General features: G+C 39.7%; 11 protein-coding genes and 1 pseudogene. 3 read left to right on the plus strand and 9 right to left on the minus strand.

What is annotated here, in order from left to right; all coding sequences use genetic code 11:
- Window positions 1-4: 4 nt before the first annotated feature.
- The 6 genes from HW278_RS09930 to HW278_RS09955 form a co-directional block, all read right to left on the minus strand.
- Complete coding sequence (locus tag HW278_RS09930) at window positions 5-1663, minus strand: S41 family peptidase (protein ID WP_178977708.1); 1659 nt, start codon at window positions 1661-1663, stop codon at window positions 5-7.
- Window positions 1664-1672: 9 nt separating this feature from the next.
- A complete protein-coding gene (locus HW278_RS09935) occupies window positions 1673-3694 on the minus strand; it encodes a protein-disulfide reductase DsbD family protein (RefSeq protein WP_178977709.1) in 2022 nt (673 codons plus the stop codon).
- Between the two features lie 70 nt (window positions 3695-3764).
- Complete coding sequence (locus tag HW278_RS09940) at window positions 3765-4991, minus strand: RsmB/NOP family class I SAM-dependent RNA methyltransferase (RefSeq protein WP_178977710.1); 1227 nt, start codon at window positions 4989-4991, stop codon at window positions 3765-3767.
- Window positions 4992-5110: 119 nt separating this feature from the next.
- Window positions 5111-6727 carry an OmpP1/FadL family transporter gene (locus tag HW278_RS09945; RefSeq protein ID WP_178977711.1) on the minus strand — a complete coding sequence of 539 codons (1617 nt, stop codon included), beginning with the start codon at window positions 6725-6727 and terminating at the stop codon, window positions 5111-5113.
- Window positions 6728-6739: 12 nt separating this feature from the next.
- Window positions 6740-7774 (minus strand): hypothetical protein, encoded by a 1035-nt coding sequence (locus HW278_RS09950; RefSeq protein WP_053580349.1) that lies wholly within the window; start codon window positions 7772-7774, stop codon window positions 6740-6742.
- Between the two features lie 102 nt (window positions 7775-7876).
- Window positions 7877-8182: a DUF4286 family protein gene (locus HW278_RS09955; RefSeq protein WP_178977712.1), complete on the minus strand. Its 306-nt coding sequence runs from the start codon at window positions 8180-8182 to the stop codon at window positions 7877-7879.
- 74 nt (window positions 8183-8256) lie between these two features.
- On the opposite strand from HW278_RS09955, the gene HW278_RS09960 reads away from it, so the two are divergent.
- Complete coding sequence (locus tag HW278_RS09960) at window positions 8257-8514, plus strand: hypothetical protein (RefSeq protein WP_178977713.1); 258 nt, start codon at window positions 8257-8259, stop codon at window positions 8512-8514.
- Window positions 8515-8573: 59 nt separating this feature from the next.
- On the opposite strand, the gene HW278_RS09965 is transcribed toward HW278_RS09960, so the two are convergent.
- Genes HW278_RS09965 through purH form a run of 3 tightly spaced genes read right to left on the minus strand, consistent with a single transcriptional unit; the run spans window position 8574 to window position 12109 of the window.
- Window positions 8574-9815 carry an MFS transporter gene (locus tag HW278_RS09965; RefSeq protein ID WP_178977714.1) on the minus strand — a complete coding sequence of 414 codons (1242 nt, stop codon included), beginning with the start codon at window positions 9813-9815 and terminating at the stop codon, window positions 8574-8576.
- Window position 9816: 1 nt separating this feature from the next.
- Window positions 9817-10554, minus strand: coding sequence for an MlaE family ABC transporter permease (locus HW278_RS09970; RefSeq protein WP_178977715.1), 738 nt, complete (start codon window positions 10552-10554; stop codon window positions 9817-9819).
- A gap of 22 nt (window positions 10555-10576) precedes the next feature.
- Entirely contained in the window at window positions 10577-12109 is a 1533-nt protein-coding gene (purH, locus tag HW278_RS09975; protein ID WP_178978004.1) for a bifunctional phosphoribosylaminoimidazolecarboxamide formyltransferase/IMP cyclohydrolase, read from the minus strand.
- Between the two features lie 1073 nt (window positions 12110-13182).
- Between purH and HW278_RS09980 the strand changes: the two are divergent.
- Window positions 13183-15857 (plus strand): annotated as a pseudogene (locus HW278_RS09980) (putative LPS assembly protein LptD).
- A 32-nt stretch (window positions 15858-15889) separates the two neighbouring features.
- Window positions 15890-17878, plus strand: a complete 1989-nt coding sequence (ligA, locus tag HW278_RS09985; protein ID WP_048747263.1) for an NAD-dependent DNA ligase LigA — start codon at window positions 15890-15892, stop codon at window positions 17876-17878.
- Window positions 17879-17978: the final 100 nt, after the last annotated feature.

The raw sequence follows: 17978 nt of genomic DNA on the forward strand, positions 1-17978 counted from the left end.
TTTTTTAAACTCTTTTTATAGGTTTTTTGGCTTTTCTCCTTACCACTTTGGTAGGATTTTCAGTGCCATTTTTAGGGTGTTTTTGTTTGTAGTAGTGTAGACAGCTTTCTATGTAAAAATCTCCTTGATTCCTGATAAGCCCTGCTACATTATCGTTAAACCATATCTCAGCTAAGTTAGCTTTTAGATATTTTGATATATCATTGCTGTTTCGTTTGAAATCTATGTTGATTTTACGCTCTTTTAAAAACTTTGAAAAGGCGTTGAGCATTTCTTTGGGTACTTTGTATCCCCCTATGAAATAAGACTTTTGTGGCTTATGGTTCTGAGAAGGGTGACTATCTAAATATTCAAACAAAAAGAAGTTTGTAAGTCCTGAGTTTAGCACTTCATTTACCATATAGGTTTCCGGTCTCATATCTATCGGTACATATACGTCAGGGTAGATACCACCACCACCATACACTACTTTTCCTTTAGGAGTTGTAAACTTTAAAGAATCGGGGACTGTAGCATTATCTATTTGGAAGCTTCTGCGCTGGTGACGCAAGTTGTAGGGCTTTTGTATAGAGCGTCCTGTTGGAGTGTAGTAGCGAGCGGTAGTAAGGCGTACTGCCGAACCATCAGGCAGAGGCATTTCGCTTTGTACTAATCCCTTGCCGAAAGTTCTACGTCCTACAATCACACCTCTATCGTTATCCTGTAAAGCCCCTGCTACAATTTCACTAGCTGAGGCGCTATTTTCATTGACAAGTACAAATATAGGTTTATTTTCGAATAACCCACCAGCAGTAGAATAGGTTTCTTCTATTTCTTTGCGATTATTTTTGGTAAATACAATCATCTTATCCTTTGCTAAGAACTCATCGGCTATCTGAATTCCAACATTGAGAAAGCCACCAGAATTATTACGCAAATCTAGAATTAAACTGTTAATACCTTCTTTTTCCAAAGCTTTAAGTGCTGAGTCAAATTCGTCATTAGTAGTTTCGGCAAACCTATTCATACGTATATAGCCTAAAGTATCATTTACTTTGTAAAAACAATCAATACTTTTAATAGGAATAAACTTTCGCTCAATACCTATCTTAAAAAGACTATCTTTACTTTTTCGGTAAATAGTTAAATCTACTTTTGACCCCATTTCTCCTTTGAGAATATTTTTGATTTTATCAGTATTTAAGTGTTTTTTAAACAAGGTATCTTTCCCTGCTATTAAAATACGATCACCAAAGCGAATACCTTTGTGCATTGCATCACTTCCCTCAATAGGTTTGATTACGGCAATGGTATCTTTGTACATATAAAAGCTAATACCCACACCTACGAACTTACCACTCATCGTTTCGGCTACCTCTTGGATATCACTTTTAGAGATATAAGTGGAGTGAGGATCTAACTTGCGCAAAATACTGTTTATTGTGAGGTCTACAATACTATCGGTATTTACTTTATCTACATAGTCCTCTTCTATATAGTCGATAAGTCTGTTTAATTTCACTTTATAAGGATTCTCTTGCACCGTATCTATATCAGTAATAGGCATAGGTACAGGTGGAGGAGGCTTGGGAATGTAGAAATTCGCAAGCTGTCTTCCTAAAACAAGCCCTAATGCTAAACTTAAGCCTATAAATATGGGGAGTATGTAGTGTTTGTTTTTCATCGAATAATTTTATTTACCAAAGGCAGTAATCCCCTGTTTTATCCATTTGTAAAACTCATCGGGGTCATCGGTATCAAGGGTATATCCTATTGGGTCTACTAAGTTCTCTCCTTGGAGATTCATCAGCACGTAAAAGGGCTGTGTATTGGCTTTGTAATGGAGGGTTTGGAACTCACTCCATTTTTGTCCAATGGTTTTTATCATCTTGCCTTCTCTAATTTGTGAAGGTCTCACTTCGCTTTCGGGTAGTGGACGTTTATCGTCTACGTACAACGAAATTAATACCACTTCATTTCTAAGAGCATCGAGCACTTGGGGATTAGGCCATACGTTTTGTTCCATTTTGCGGCAGTTTACACAAGACCATCCAGTAAAGTCTAACAATACGGGTTTGTTCACTTGTTTGGCATAAGCTAATCCTTTTTCATAATCATCAAAAGTAACGATATTGTGAGGTTTGAACAAGTGCGCTCCTTCAGGGAGAGCACCTTCATCTACACTGGCACTACCTCCGTCAGCGGTATAGCCTACACCGTAAGGCGATTCGCTATAATGTTGCGGAGGAGGAAAAGCATTGATAAGGTTAAGAGGTGCCCCCCATAACCCCGGAATCATATAAACCGTAAAACTAAGAGTTAATAAGCCTAATAGCAGGCGACCTACTGAAATACGGTCGGTGGCATCGTCGTGAGGCAAACGTATTTTTCCAAAAAGATAGAGCGATAAGGCACCAAAAACTGCAATCCAAATAGCGATAAATACTTCGCGTTCTATCCAGTGGTATTGCAATACCAAATCAGCATTAGAAAGGAATTTGAATGCTAAAGCCAATTCTAAAAATCCCAATACCACTTTCACGGTGTTCATCCAACCACCTGATTTAGGCAAGGAGTGCAACCAACCAGGGAAGGCTGCGAACAAGGCAAAAGGCAAGGCTATTGCCAATGAGAAGCCAAACATACCAATAATAGGAGCGATCCCCCCTTCGGAAGCAGCTTGTACTAACAAAGTACCTACAATAGGGCCTGTGCACGAGAATGATACGATAGCTAACGCCAACGCCATAAAGAAGATGCCTATAAAACCACTGCGGTCGGCTTGAGCATCTACTTTGGTACTCCACGAACTAGGCAAAGTAATTTCGAACGCTCCTAAAAACGAAATAGCGAACACTACCAATATTAAGAAAAAGATGAGGTTGAACCAGAAATTACTTGCTAAAGCATTCAAGGCATCTGCACCAAAGATAGCAGTAATAGCTGAGCCCAACAATACGTAAATCACAATGATAGAAATACCATAGATCACAGCATTCTTCACACCTTTAGCTTTAGTTTTGCTCTGTTTGGTAAAATAACTCACCGTCATAGGAATCATTGGGAATACACAAGGAGTGAGCAAGGCAGCAAAACCTGAAAGGAAAGATATAAAGAATATTGCCCACAGACCTTGACGTGAGATAGGGGTAGTAGCAGGAGCTTTTGTTGTTGTAGTTTGACTTACGGTAGTTGTAGGAACTGTATTATTTCCGTCGGTATTATTACCAAAAGTAAACTGAGGAGTTGCCACTTTGCTTGCAACGGGAGCTCCCGAAAGGAAAAACTCTAAATCTACTGTGTCAGGAGGTAAACAGTTACTATCGTCACAGCTCATAAACTCTACCGTTGCTTTTATAGAAGTTATAGGTTTTACTATTTTGATGTGTTGTTTGAACACAGCTTGATTGTGAAAATAAGCAATTTCCATATCAAAAACCTTGTCGTGTTTTTGTATAGGTTTACTTTCTTCGGTCTTACCCATAAGCTCGAAGTTTGCGCTTTTTTCAAAGGCAAAGGAGGTAGGAATAGGTCCTTTAGGCGGAATGTTTTGTGCGTAGAGTTTCCAGCCAGCCTCAATGGAAGCTGTTGCTACCAAATAATATTCATTATCGCTGATTTTTTCAACCGCTGTTTTCCATTTTACAGGGTTATGTATTTGAGCATTTGCTATTGCAACAAGTACTACGAATATCAGTGTTATTATTTTCTTCATTCGTTATTGAGTTTATGAGTGATAAATTTTAGAGTGCAAAATTACAACAAAATAATGATATGTACAATTTTTAATGATTAGAGAAATCATTAATAAATCTTGCCATATAGAAACCATCATATCCCGATTGATGAGCAAAAATCACTTCCTCAGCTTCTAAGCGAAACTCTTTTCCTGCTTCCGAAGCTAAAAAAGTCTCTACTTGTTGATGATTCTCAGAAGGTAATATAGAACAAGTAGCATAGACAAGTTTGCCTCCTTTTTTTAGCAATTTACTGTACTGTTGTAAAATTTTCTGTTGAGTAGTGCGTATTTCGTCCAAGAATTCAGGTTGCAATTTCCATTTTGTATCTGGGTTACGGCGCAGTACGCCGAGTCCGCTACAAGGGGCATCAATGAGTACGCGGTCGAATGTGCCGTGCATACGTTTGAGCTGTTTGGGTTCTATGAGTTTAGTTTCTATGTTAAAAACCCCGTTACGGCGCGCCCTGCGTTTGAGCTCTTGCAATTTCTGCTCGTAGATATCCATCGCTATAATCTGACCTTTGTTTTGCATTAGGGTAGCGAGGTGTAAGGTTTTACCTCCTGCTCCAGCACAAGTGTCAATCACACGTTTTACCTTGTCGTCTATCTGCATAAAGGGTGCTACTTTTTGAGAGGAAGCATCTTGTACCTCAAACAGTCCATCGGCAAAGGCTTGGGTTTTAAAGATATTGCTGCGCTCTACTAACTGCAAAGCATCGGGGTAATCGCGCAAAGGATAAGTTTCTACTCCTTCTTGTCGCAAAAACTGTTGCAAGTGTTCCAAAGAAGTTTTAAGGGTATTCACTCGCAATACTACGGGAGCTAAACTGTTAAGGGCGTGCAATTCATCTGTCCACAACGTTTCTCCTAATTCTTGTGCTCCCAAAGTATCTAACCAGTCGGGTACTGATTCACGTAGTTTTCTTACCTTAGAGAGTTCGTCGAACTTGCCTTTGATACGACGTGCAGGAGTATCTTCAAAATAGTTTCCCCAATCCGGCAAGGCAATACTTTTGAGAGTCGCCCACACGGCAAACATACGGCGTAGATTATGCACTGTAAAGGGTTCGTACACTTCCGCAATCTCGGCATAAAGCCGTTTCCAACGCACAATGTCATAAATAGTTTCGGCAATAAAGGCTCTATCGCGAGCACCCCAACGCTTGTCTTTTTTCAGTTGTTTTTCTACTACCTTATCGGCGTATTGCCCTTCGTTAAAAATAAAGGTAAGTCCCTCTATTACGGCATCTACTAAGTTTCTGTGTAATTTCATTATACTAAAAATAAGACGGTAATTTTTGTATTACCGTCTCTTTACTTTATCATATTATAGGGGCGAATTACAATTCGCCCCTATAATATGATGCAAAAGTAACTTTAATAATTATTTAATTAAAAAAGCTGTGCAGTAAAGGTAAACAAGAAGTTACCGTAAGTTGATTTTATTTGAGCATTATCGGTAAGTATTGTTTCGTACATTTGGTATAGGTTTGTTTGTTTAGCAATGTCATAAGACGCATCTAAACGAATACCTCCTAAAGTAACCCCTGCTCCAAACGAATAGCCAGTGAGGTCGCCTACCGTAGCCACCTTTTTGCGATATGGACTTTGCTCGTAACGATAACCTCCGCGAAGGCTTATATAGTTAGTACTTGCTGGTTCATTCTTAAACATTTTGAAAGGAATACGAAACTCTCCTCCTACGCGTAAGGTAGAAGTATCACCCAAATCATTTTGGATAATATTATTCTCACCTTCCATATTACTACTTCTAAACTTTAGATTGTTATAAGCTCTATAAGTATAATCTACACTTAGTATGGCTCTTTTCTTGATAATATAAGCTAAACTACCTGTCCACGCGCTCGGAGTACGGAATTTATATTCACGTTCATACCAAATTTCATCTCCATAACGATTGATAAGCTCAACGTCTGAATCAAAAGTTCTAGTAGCAACACCTACAGTACCATACAACACTTGTCTGTACTCTTCTTTCATTCTATACCACGTAGGCGATTGATAGCTCATACCTAAACGCAAGTCATCTGTTATTTTTATAATAGCTCCTAACTGCAAAGAAAAACCATCTCCTGTGGTATTGATATATTGCTTATGGTTAGCATATCGCAAAAAAGGATTAGTGCCTTGAAAATTATCATCTTTTGCACTATAAAGAGCTTTTTCATTGATGTTATGAACATTCAAGTTTAATCCTAAGCCTATAAAGTCTCCCAACTGTGAAGCAAAATTGAAGTTATATTTATTCACATAACCTGAACGATCTATTCTATAAGTTTGTAACCGTTCTCTATTATCTCCACTAGGATTATAAGCAATGTTAGTCGTAGAAGTAGCAGTAGGAGTGATAAGTTGAGCCATCATTCCTAAATAAGCCATTTGTGCAGCATACCCTTCTGTTTTTCCTAATTTAGCATAAAATTCTCCCACATCTCGTTGGTTACCTTCTGTCCCTGTTATACGATCAGGACCTCCTGAAAAAGTGCCATAACTAAACGGATTTCCGTTATTACCTTTTGTAGCATAGTACAAAAAATAATTATCTAATCCTTTGTTATTGTAAGCAGAATATGAAAACTTATCATTATCAAATGTTTTTGCTAATTGATAATTAAATCCAAAACTCACTTTCTTAAAAGTAGCAGAAGCATCTGGTAAGAGAAACACAACTCCAAACTGATTCAGATTGAAGTCATTATTAGTCATTTTAGTATTTCTATTTAAAAAAGTAATCTCTCTTTTCTGATTGTTGTTATTTAAAGAAAATGAAATTTCAGAACTGCTAAAGATAGAACTCGTCGCAGGATTGACATTGATAGCAGAAGGGTCGCCTCCCAAGGCTCCGAAAGCTCCACTCATCGCTTTAAAACGAGCTGTTCCTGTAAGCTCTTCTGTTGAGTAACGCAAGGCATCAGTATAATTCTGTGCTTGTACATTAGCTACGAAAAGAAAAGCTCCTAAAAGTAATATATGATTGATTTTTTTCATTTGTTAATATTTTTAATCACGATTAGAACTTCTGTATCCTCCTCCACTATTAGAGGAACTGCTACTGTTGTAGTTTCCTCCTGAATTACTATTGCTATAGTTAGAACTTCTGCCTGAATAGTTAGAATTATTAGACTCATAAGCTCTTCTTAATTCATAGCCTGAAGGAGCTCTATTATAATCATTGTTACGCCCTTGATTTTGGTAATTAGGACGACCTGCTTCATTGCTATAATTATTACCTTGTGTTTGAGAACGATTGTAAGAGCCTCTATTGTAATCACTATAACGGTTAGGGTCGCCTCTGCGTTCATCATCTCTTATGATAGCTCTTCCTCTGCTTCCGCCATAGTAATCTCTACCATATGAACGATTGGGCTCATAATAGTAATCTCTTGGGCGATAATAGTCGTAATAATAGCCATATCCATAGTATGGGTATCCGTAATATCCATAATAAGGATAGCCATAGTAACCGTAGTAAGGATAGTAACCTCCGTAGTAACCACCCCAATAAGGGTCGTAATAATTACCCCAGCCCCAACCTAAGGAAAAGCTCCAGCCAGAGCGATAAGGGCGATAGTAAGGGTAGTCGTAATAGCTATAATAAGGATACCAAGCTCCGTAGCCCCAATAGTTATTCCAGCCGTAATAAGGATTTATCCAACCGTTATTATACACATTTACATTCACTCGTGAAGGGTTACTGCCCCAACCTCCGTAAGAGGAGTTGCCTGTATAGGCATTGGAGCGATAGCTATTCACATCGGTGAAATGTGTAAAACTACTGTCAGTTTTTTGTTGATATTGTTGTGCCTTCTCACTGAAAAAATCCTTATATTTATTAGGGGTATAACGGTTTTCAGGAGGATAGTCATAACGTTCAGGATAGCTTTCTCTCTCCACGTATCTTACCCTTTCGGGTACAGGGTCGTTATAGATACCATCGGCATAGTAATAACCTACGCACGAGGTAAGTGCTAATGAGGCTACCAGACCTAAGGAGAGGTATCTCATCGTTTTTCTGAGGTTAAAATTCTTTTTCATCGTCAATCGTTTTTAGTTAATAGTGTGTAATTAATGGTTTATGGTTAATGGTTAGTGCTTAATGAATGTAAATCAATTTCTGTGCCAAAATCTATCTACTTCTCACTCTTCACTTTTTACTTCTTTCAGTTGGGTACCCCAAAAGAGAACCTTTTCGCCAAAAGTTTCAGCAGACTGTTGTAGGAGTTTAGGAATAGTGTGCTCAATGAAATGCAATAATTGGGCGGGTGAAGTAGTTTCGTGATGAATGGCATAGTGTTTTTCAGGCACGTCCAATACTTTAAACACTCGTACTCTCTCTATGGTTTTATTAGTGTTTATAGTAGATAAATAAACGTTTTGTAGCCATTCTTGCCACTGGGGGAATACCTCATCGCTTATCACCACTGTTAAATTATATACATACATTACCCATTTATTTTTTGCAAAGATAATAAATAATTCATAACTTTGCAACCAATTTATAAATAAATTAAAAACGTATGGCAAGTATTCGCAATTTAAAAAAGGACATTAACTACGTGTTGGGTGATATTATCGATGCAGTGTATTTCACAGGAAAGATGCAAACAGAAGAAGGTAAGGCACTCGTAACTGAAATTCTCAATGATTTTGATACGCTTATCGATAAAGTAGCTGATAAAAGAGTAGAGAACAGAGGTGCTCACCTCAAACAAGTGAGAAGAGACTTTGAACAAAAAGCGGGCGCTCTTATCGAGAAACTCAACGCATTACCGTAAGTTAGAAATATAGCTTAAACACTGAAAAAGTTTATTTGTAAGAGTATTGCAAAATACCCTTATGGGGTTGCTTGTGTCTGTTTTTGAGAAAGAGATACAGAAGATAAGTTTGGCAAAAAGTATGCAATAAGCCCCATCAAAGGCAAGAAAGAACATAGTTTATAAACGAAGTCAATATTGGTTATGTCTATCAATTTGCCTAATACTGCCGAAGCCAATCCGCCCATACCAAAAGCAAAACCGTAGAAAAAGCCTGAAATCATTCCTATTTTCTGGGGCAAAAGCTCTTGTGAATAGACTAAAATAGAGGCAAAAGCCGATGAGATGATAAACCCTATCAGCACGATGAGTACTGCCGTAGTGGTAGCATCGGCGTAAGGCAACCAAAGCGCAAAGGGGGCAGCCCCTAAGATTGAAAACCAAATAATAAATTTTCTTCCTACTTTATCACCTAAAAACCCTCCAACAAGTGAGCCCGCAGCTACCGCTCCTAAAAAGTAAAATAGGTATACTTGTGCCTCAGCATTACTAAATCCGAATTTTTTAATAGTATAAAACTGAAAGTAATTGTTGATAGCTGCTGTATAGAAGTTCTTGGAGAATACTAGCAACATCAATATAATCATAGAGTTGCGTATTTGTGCACGAGTGAGATTGGGCAACACTACAGGTTTTTTAGCTTTCTTTTTGAGCAATTTAAGCAGAATGCTACGCCATTTGCCTATGAGGAGCAGTATAAGCATTGCAAAGATAGAGAACCCTGCAAACCATATTAAATTGCCTTGATGACTTTCTTCTACGACTCGTCCGTCGATTACTTTTTTGCTGAACAATAGTAATATCACCAATAGAGGAGCTAAGGCTGTCCCAAAGTTACCACCCAACTGGAAGATAGCTTGTGCGAACGAGCGTCTGCCTCCTGAGGCTAAAAATGCTACTCTGGACGATTCGGGGTGGAATACCGATGAACCTATCCCTATGAATACTACCGAGCACAGTATAGCTGTATAGCTACTCGCCAACGATAAACTCACGATTCCCATAGTGGTAAATGCCATTCCCAATACTTGTGAGTAGGGCTTAGGGTGCTTATCGGTATAATTGCCTACTAAGGGTTGCAATATAGAGGCTGAAAGTTGGTAACAGAGTGTAATCACCCCTACTTGCGCCATTGTGAGAGCATATTTGCTTTGCAGAGCAGGATAAATAGACGGAATGACCCCTTGAATGAGGTCATTGAGTCCGTGTGCTAGGGCGATAAGCAGTAAAATGCGATATTGTGGTTTGTTTTCTTGATACATTTTAAGCGTAGAACAACTGTGTGAGTACCGAGTTAGAAAGGATAATCACTATACTTGTCCATACAAATGAAACGGTACTTGCTTTCCCAACGTCCAGTGCACCTCCTTTCATATAATAGCCGTGATAGGACGGGATAGTAGCCAAGAAGAAGGCAAATACTATCGTTTTGGTGAAAGCGTATATCATACTGTAAGGTTTGAAGTCGTATTGTACTCCTTGCACAAATTCGGCAGAGGTGGTATAACCACTCATCACCGCTGAAGCCCAGCCTCCTAATACGCCTAAGTACATACCTAAGGCGATGAGAAAAGGCATTAACATTAGGGCTACTATTTTTGGAAATACTAGATAATTCACTGAGTTTACTCCCATAATATCAAGAGCATCAATCTGTTCGGTTACGCGCATCGTACCTATACTGGAAGTGATAAACGACCCTATTTTTCCTGCCAAGATGATAGCTGTAAAGGTGGGGGCAAACTCCAATACAATAGATTGGCGAGTGGCGAAACCTATAAGGTATTTAGGAATAAAAGGGTTATCGATATTTAGAGCAGTTTGTACTGCTACTACTCCTCCTACAAAGAAAGAGATAAAAGTCACGATACCTATTGACCCAAATATTAAATCGTCTATCTCACGCAAGATAAGGTCTTTCATTATCGACCAGCGGGTACGTTTGCGAAAGATATCATAAAGCATTATAAAATAGCCTCCTACGGCTGCAATGTGTTTCATACGTTGTTTAAAAAAGCGTTTATTAGTGTTTAAAATGTCGTACTCCTGTGAATACCATTCCCATTTGGTGTGCATCGCAATAATCGATGCTGGCTTGGTCTTTAATAGACCCCCCAGGTTGTATCACCGAGCGGATACCTTCGTCGTGAGCGATTTCTACACAATCGGGGAAGGGGAAGAAGGCATCGCTTGCCATTACTGCATCGTTGAGGTCAAACTGAAATTCTTTAGCCTTTTCAATAGCTTGTTTAAGAGCATCTACACGACTGGTTTGTCCTGTACCACTTGCAATGAGCTGTTTATTCTTTGCCAATACAATGGCATTCGATTTGGTATTCTTACATATTTTAGAAGCAAAGAAGAGGTCTTCGAGCACTTCGGCTGAGGGTTTTACAGCAGTTACGTATTGTACATCTTCTATGCTATCGGTTTTGAGGTCTTTTTCTTGTACCAAATAGCCGTTGAGACACGAGCGCACACTTGTTGTAGGCATTTTGGCTTTCTTCTGTACTAAAATAATACGATTTTTCTTCTGTTCGAGTATTTTTAGGGCTTCATCGCTGTAAGAAGGTGCAATGATTACCTCAAAGAACAGCGAGTGAATGGTTTCGGCGGTAGCTGAATCTATCTTAGTATTAGAGATGAGAATACCACCAAAAGCCGATACGGGGTCACCTGCGAGAGCATCTTTATATGCCTCGTGTATCGTTTTGCGTGTTGCTACCCCGCAAGCATTGTTGTGTTTCAGTATGGCAAAAGTAGGGTCGTCACCTACAAATTCAGCCATTAAGTTTACGGCGGCATCTACATCTAACAAATTGTTGTAAGAGAGCTCTTTGCCGTGTAGTTTATCGAAAAGGGCATCGAAATTACCGTAAAATTCTCCTTTTTGATGAGGGTTTTCGCCGTAGCGTAATACTTGTCCGTCGCACTCGCTAATTGCTAAGGTAGGAATTTCTTCTGTTTGATTAAAATAGTTGAAGATAGCGGTATCGTAGTGTGAGGATACTCGGAAAGCCTTAGTAGCAAAGGAGTGGCGCTCTTCCAAAGTAGAGCTACCGTGTTGTTCGTTTAAGATGTACAAAAGGTCAGCATATTGGTTTACCGATGCCACACAAAGTACATCTTTATAGTTTTTGGCAGCTGCACGAATAAGCGAAATACCTCCTATATCTATCTTTTCAATAATCTCTTGCTCGCTGGCACCGCTGGCTACTGTTTTTTCGAAAGGATATAAGTCTACAATCACTATATCGATTTGAGGGATAGCATATTGCTTCATTTCTTCAGTATCTTGTGCATTATCCTGACGGTTGAGGATACCTCCGAAGATTTTAGGGTGGAGCGTCTTGACACGTCCGCCGAAAATGGGAGGATAATCGGTGATAGATTCGACGGGAACTACCTCTACGCCTAATTTTTTGATAAAATCTTCAGTACCTCCTGTGGAGTAAATAGTAATTCCTAAGGTTTTCATTCTGTGAATGATAGGCTCTAATCCTGTTTTGTCGAAAACAGATATTAAGGCAGATTTTGCTTGTTTTGCAGTGCTCATTTGGAAAAAAGGTTTCATTTTAGGCTACAAAAATACTACTTTTTATCAATACCAAGCAAACAAAAGATTAAAAAAGTGCTAATAATACTGGAAATGAGGAAATGAGAAAATGAGGAAATGAGAAAATGAGGAAATGAGAAAATGAGGAAATGAGAAAATGAGGTGCGAGGTTGAGTTAGAGGAATGAGGCTGTGCCTCAGAAATTAAACAAATTTTAAACAAAATCAAGGCTACGCCTTGTAAACCAGCAGAGGGATTGTTAGTTAGAGATGAAAAAGCGATGTGTTGGGACTGTTAGGAGAATTCGGAAGGAAACGAAGATTTTCAGAAGGAGACTAGGAGGTCTTTTGATGAAAAAAGGGTGTAAGGAGGGTGGGGGTAGCTTATAGAGAGCTTATAGGAAGCTTATACGAATCTTGGACGATTGGTATAGAAAGGGTATATAAGAGGTTGATTGATAATATGATACAATAGGGTTAAAAATGGTAAAAACGGGGTTTCGAGGCGAAAGAAAGAGGAAGAGGGGATAGGCCTTAGGGCATAGGCACTAGGAGGGAGTATGACAAAAAAGGGAATTAGCAAATTAGAAAATTTGGAAATTAGCAAATTTGTGGAAGGAGTTTAGTAGGGGTGTGGTGACGGGAAAAATGATAAAACCTCCCCCTTTACACATACCCAGCTGTCGCTGGCTACCTTCAAAGGGAGAATGTAGAGACGGAGAAAGTGGAGGAAAAGTGAAGGTAATGCGGAGGAAATATGGAGGAAATATGGAGGAAAAGTGGAGGAGATTTTAACTTTACTAAAGTTTTAAATTATGGAAAAGTTTGCGATGCAAAAGCGATTTTGAGACTTTTTAAGCATCTCCGGCGTAACGACACAAAGAAAAAGAGGGAAATGTGACAACGTTATAGTGAAGGATTATTGTTTGTAAAATCTTGTGTTTTGGGAGTTGATTTTTTCGTAGATAGCAGTTAATTCAAAAAAAAGTTGTATTTTTGACCCCTCAATAAAACTATACAGAAAGAACTTTGTTACATTATAAACGTCAACTCACTTTCATTATCAGCTTATTAGTGGTAAGCTTCTGTCTTTGGTATGCGGAATCATTCGCCTTTAAGTCGGGTGGTTTTCACTATACAACTCCGTGGGCAGTGCGCGATACTATCAAAAAAGATACAGTAGAGCCTAAAAACGACCGCCGTGGGCGGCGTATCAAGCCTAAGAAACCTTCGGAAAAAGCTAAAGATTCCCTTAAAAACGATACGATTAAAAAACCTAAGAATGCCTTGGAAGACATCGTGAAATACAAGGCTAAGGACAGTATTGTGTTCAACAAGGTGAAGAACGAAATCATTTTGTACAACGAAACTAATGTGCAATATACTGATATTGACATCACTGCGGGAATAGACGTGATTAACTATGAGAAAGGCGAAGTGTATGCCGGACGCCTAAAAGACAGCGTGGGAGAATATACCCAACACCCTGTATTTAAGCAAGGTAGTGATGTAATAGAGCCCGATTCGATACGTTTTAATTACCGCAACCAGAAGGCGATTATCCGCAATGCTTATACCAAGCAGGACGAAAACAACATAAAAGGCGAAATCATCAAGAAGGAGAATGACTCTACTTACTTTATGAGAAACGCGATTATCACTACTGCCGAAGACCTCGACGACCCTGATTATTACATCAAAGTGCGCAAAGCGAAGTTCGTGCCTAAGAAGAAGGTTATTGCAGGGTTTAGCAATATGTATATCGTGGATATTCCTACGCCTTTGGCTATTCCGTTCGCTTATTACCCTATGGTATCGGGACGCACTTCGGGGCTTATCTTCCCTACCTTTGGAGAAGTGAATAACCGTGGCTATTTTTTGCAGAACATAGGTTATTACTTTGTAATTAGCGACAATTTTGACCTTTCGCTTACGGGTGACTATTATACCAATGGTAGCTATGGGCTTAGGGCACAATCGGCTTATGTGAAGCGCTACAAGTATTCAGGGAACTTCAATCTTTCATTTGAGAATAACATATACAGTATGAGGGGTTTACCTGACTATTCAGGTAGCCGTATGTACAATATCCAGTGGTCGCATTCCAAAGACGGCAAAGCCAACCCTAATTCTAACTTTTCGGCTTCGGTGAACCTATCGAGCAACAGTAGATATTATCAAGAATCGTACAATCAAGCGAATACGTCGAACTTTTTGAACAACACGATGATGTCGTCTATCTCGTATTCCAAGACATTCCCAGCATATCCTTCGATTAACTTATCGCTATCGGCATCGCATTCACAAAATACGAATACGAAAAGTATTGATATGACACTCCCTTCGATGCGTGCGAGTATGGAGCGCATTTATCCTTTTGCTCGTGAAGGACAAACGAAGAAAGGACTAATCAAGAGTTTGAATTTCCAATACAGTATGCAAGCCGATAACCGTTTTTCGACCTATGACAGTTTGTTTTTTAGTAAAAAGATGTTTGATGAGGCGAAAAACGGGGTGCGACACTCTATACCGGTAAGTACAACTGCTAAGCTATTTAAATACGTTACCTTAGGGTTGAACTCATCAGTAAACGAGACGTGGCAGTTTAAGACAATTCGCCGTAAGGACTTCAACAGCAATACGGGCAAGGTGGGCATTGACACCCTCAGCGGTTTTGACCGTTTTATGACGTACAACCTCGGAGCGAGTCTTGGTACGACTATCTACGGTACTTTCCGTTTTGGCAAGAACGCTAAAATACAAGCTATTCGCCACGTGATGCGACCCTCGGTGAGTTATGGTTATAATCCTTCTTTTGACCAGTATTACGATTATTACATTTCGGACGCTTATGGCAACCGCTCACAATACACCCGTTTTGAGGGGGTATCTACGGTACGCCAAGTTTGGGCGAGTCGCAATCGATAGGGTTCTCATTGGCAAACACCTTTGAAGCCAAAGTGAAACAAAAAGATAGTACTGATGCTGAGCCGAAAAAGGTAATGCTCTTGAACAGTCTCAATTTCAGTTCTAACTACAACGTGATTACCAAGCAGTTTAGTCCGCTGAACATTACGGGAGGTACTTCGTTCTTCAACGGGAAGCTCGGGGTGAACTTTGGGGCAACACTCAACCCTTATGCAATAGACAACAACGGACGACAAATGGAGAAATGGAATATAGACAACGGCGGTAGTCTTTTTAGGCTTACTAACGCCAATATTTCTACCAACTATTCATTCTCGAACAAAGATAAAAAAGACAAGAATAAAGACAAACAGACGGGTAACGTTGCGGGAGGACGTACTGATGATCTCTTTGGGTCGTCGAAACCACTAAGCGAAGTGCAGGATATGGATAAGAACCGCAAAGAAGGCGAGGATAAAGATGAGAAGAAGACCTTTTACAAGGCAGTTATCCCTTGGGACATAACCTTAGCACATTCGCTTACTTATAGCAATCAGGCACGCGAAAATAAGATATCCAACAACTCGCTAATGTTCTCAGGGAACGTATCGCTCACACCCAAATGGCAGGTAGGAGTTTCGAGCGGTTATGACTTTGTAAACCAAGGATTCACCTATACCCAATTACGTTTTGAGCGCGATTTGAGCAGTTTCCGTATGAGTTTTCAGTTTACTCCGTTCGGTTATCGCAGTTCGTGGTATTTCTTTATCGGCATCAAAGCCTCAATGCTTTCAGACCTAAAATGGGAGAAGAACAAAGAGCCGGATAGGGTCTTAAGGTAAAAGGTAAGAGGTAAAAGATAACAAGGAAAATTATGAAAGAAAAGATACAACAACTTCGGGAGGAACTCAATGAGCACAATTATAACTACTATGTGCTGGACAATCCTACGATTTCGGATTATGAGTTCGACCAAAAGCTTAAAGAACTACAAGCCTTAGAGCAAGCATACCCAGAGTTTTACGATGAGAATTCGCCTACTGTACGCGTGGGAGGTTCTGTTACTAAAAGTTTTCCAACCGTAGTACACGAATACCGTATGTACTCATTAGATAACTCTTATTCTAAGGAAGACTTAGAGGAATGGGAACAGCGTATTATCAAGACGTTGGGCAGTGACCAAATTAACTTTACTTGCGAACTGAAATACGACGGTGCTTCTATAGATTTGTTGTACGAAAACGGTAAGCTTAAACAAGCTACTACTCGTGGCGATGGTATTCAAGGTGACGATATTACCGCCAATGTGCGTACGATTCGTTCAGTACCCTTGCAACTAAAAGGCGATTACCCTGAACGTTTTTACATTCGCGGGGAGATAGTAATGCCTAAAAAAGCCTTTGAAAACCTCAATAAGGAACGTATAGCAGCTGGCGAAGACCCTTTTATGAACCCTCGTAACACCGCCAGCGGTAGTCTCAAATTGCAAGATACTGCCGAGGTTGCTAAACGAGGTTTGGATTGCTTGTTGTACTTTTTGGTAGGGAACACAGGTATAAAGAGTCAGTTTGAGAGTTTAGAAAAAGCGCGTGAATGGGGCTTTAAAGTACCTAATATTTCCAAATTGTGCCATTCTACTGCCGAAGTGATGGACTTTATCAACGAATGGGATACCAAACGCCACACTTTGCCTTATGAAACTGATGGAGTAGTGGTAAAAGTAGATAGTATTGCCCAGCAAGAAGAGTTGGGGTATACTTCAAAATCACCGCGTTGGGCAATGGCTTACAAGTTCAAAGCAGAACAAGTAGACACTGTTTTAGAGAGTATTTCCTACCAAGTGGGACGTACGGGAGCTATTACTCCGGTGGCAAATCTCAAACCCGTGTTGCTAGCGGGAACCGTAGTAAAACGGGCTTCATTGCATAATGCTGACCAGATTGAAAAGCTTGATATTCGTATAGGCGACTCGGTATATGTAGAAAAAGGCGGGGAGATTATCCCTAAAATTGTAGGCGTGAACTTAGATAAGCGCGAAGCAGATGCTCAGCCCGTGAAATATATCACCCATTGTCCTGAATGTGGTACTGAATTGGTGCGTAACGAAGGCGAAGCGCAACACTACTGTCCTAATGCTTATGGCTGTCCGCCCCAGATTACAGGTAAGATTCAGCATTTTATCTCACGCAAAGCAATGGATATAGAAGGCTTAGGTGAAGAAACAGTAGAACAACTCTTCCGTGCCGGTATTATCCATACTTATGCTGACCTCTATGAGGTAACCGTAGAGAAATTGCTCCCCTTAGAGCGTATGGCACAAAAGAGTGCTGAGAATATTGTTAAAGGTATTCAGAAATCAAAAGAAATACCTTTTGAACGCGTGCTTTTTGCTTTGGGAATTAGGTATGTAGGAGAGACTGTTGCCAAGAAACTGGCACGCCACTACAAAACGATTGAAGCCCTAGAAAATGCCACTGTCGAACAGTTGGTGGAAGTAGATGAAATAGGGAACCAAATAGCTAGCAGTATAGTAAACTTCTTCGCTGATGATTACAACCGTCAACTCATCGATAGGCTCAAAGGCTATGGCTTGCAGTTTTCGATTAATGAACAAGCCACCGAAGGTCAAACTGATGCCCTCAAAGGGCTTACCTTTGTGGTCTCTGGGGTCTTTCACTTGTATTCACGGGAGGAACTCAAAGCCCTTATTGAACAACACGGAGGTAAAGTAGGGTCGTCTATCTCTTCTAAAACTAATTACGTGATAGTAGGCGATAATATGGGACCAAGTAAGAAAGAAAAAGCCGAGCAATTAGGTGTGAAGATGATTAGTGAAGAAGAATTTAATGCAATGATTTTGTAAGTAGAGTTGCATATCCTTTTATGCTATAGCCTTCTCTTTGTTTGTTAAAATAAATAATCCTTCTCATAAAAAGCAATGCCCCCAAAAGATAATACTTTTG

It is taken from the genome of Capnocytophaga sp. oral taxon 902 (genome assembly GCF_013394735.1).
Taxonomy (GTDB): domain Bacteria; phylum Bacteroidota; class Bacteroidia; order Flavobacteriales; family Flavobacteriaceae; genus Capnocytophaga; species Capnocytophaga ochracea.